This window comes from Nocardia sp. NPDC059228 (genome assembly GCF_042754245.1).
In the GTDB taxonomy this organism is placed as follows: Bacteria; Actinomycetota; Actinomycetes; order Mycobacteriales; family Mycobacteriaceae; genus Nocardia.
On sequence record NZ_JBHZAL010000167.1, the window covers coordinates 1 to 1,098 of the forward strand.

Here is a 1,098-nt window from a genome sequence, read left to right on the forward strand (position 1 = left end):
CATGTGAGCGCCCTCACGCCCGCAAGTGGCGGACACTCACCGCACCGCCGCGTCGTCACGCCCGCCGCACCGCACGGCCGCGATACCCGCCGCAGCCCCTGCCGGCGCCTGCCGAACCGCCCGCCCCACCGAGTGCCGACGGCGGGACGTAGGGTCGGGGCCATGCGTCTGAGCACTGTGATTCTTCCCGTCCGCCGCTGGCACGAGGGCGGTCGCGACGAGTGGTCGCGCGCCGAGGAGCTGGGTTTTCACGCGGCGTACACCTACGACCATCTGTCGTGGCGCACCTTCCGGGACGGCCCGTGGTTCGGCGCGATCCCGACCCTGACGGCCGCTGCGGTCGCCACCACCCGGCTGCGGCTGGGCACGCTGGTGACGTCGCCGAACTTCCGGCATCCGGTGACGCTCGCCAAGGAGCTGATCTCGCTGGACGACATCTCCGACGGCCGGGTCACCCTCGGGATCGGGGCCGGCGGGACGGGCTTCGACGCCGTGGTGCTCGGGCAGGAGCCCTGGTCGCCGCGTGAACGGGCCGACAGGTTCGCGGAGTTCGTGACACTGCTCGACCGGCTGCTGACGCAGGACGCGGTGACGGCCGAGGGGACGTACTACTCGGCGGTCGAGGCCCGCGACATCCCGGGGTGTGCGCAGCGCCCGCGGCTGCCGTTCGCCGTCGCCGCCACCGGGCCGCGCGGACTGAGGCTCGCTGCGGCGCTGGGCCAGGGCTGGGTGACGACGGGGGATCCGAAGCTCTTCGAGTCCGGCACTGCCGAGGAGTCGCTGGCAGCGGTCCGCGGACAGATCGGCCGGCTCGGCCAGGCGTGCGCGGAGATCGGGCGTGACGCGGCCGGTCTGGAGAAGATCCTGCTCAGCGGCTTCACGCCGGGGCGTCCGCTCGATTCGTTCGACGCGTTCGTGGACTTCGCGGGACGGCACTTCGAGCTGGGGATCACGGAGATCGTGGTCCACGCGCCGATCCCGGACTCCGACTTCGCGATGGATCCGGCCCTGTTCGAGCGGATCGCCACGGAAGGGCTCGCGCAGCTCAGCCGCTGAAGCGGAGATAGCGCGGCGGTACGGCGTCGGCCAGCCAGACGC

At 72.7% G+C, this 1,098-nt stretch carries 1 protein-coding gene; it reads left to right on the plus strand.

What is annotated here, in order from left to right:
- Nucleotides 1-162: 162 nt before the first annotated feature.
- Complete coding sequence (locus ACFXKA_RS43225) at nt 163-1,056, plus strand: LLM class flavin-dependent oxidoreductase (protein ID WP_379431946.1); 894 nt, start codon at nt 163-165, stop codon at nt 1,054-1,056.
- Nucleotides 1,057-1,098: the final 42 nt, after the last annotated feature.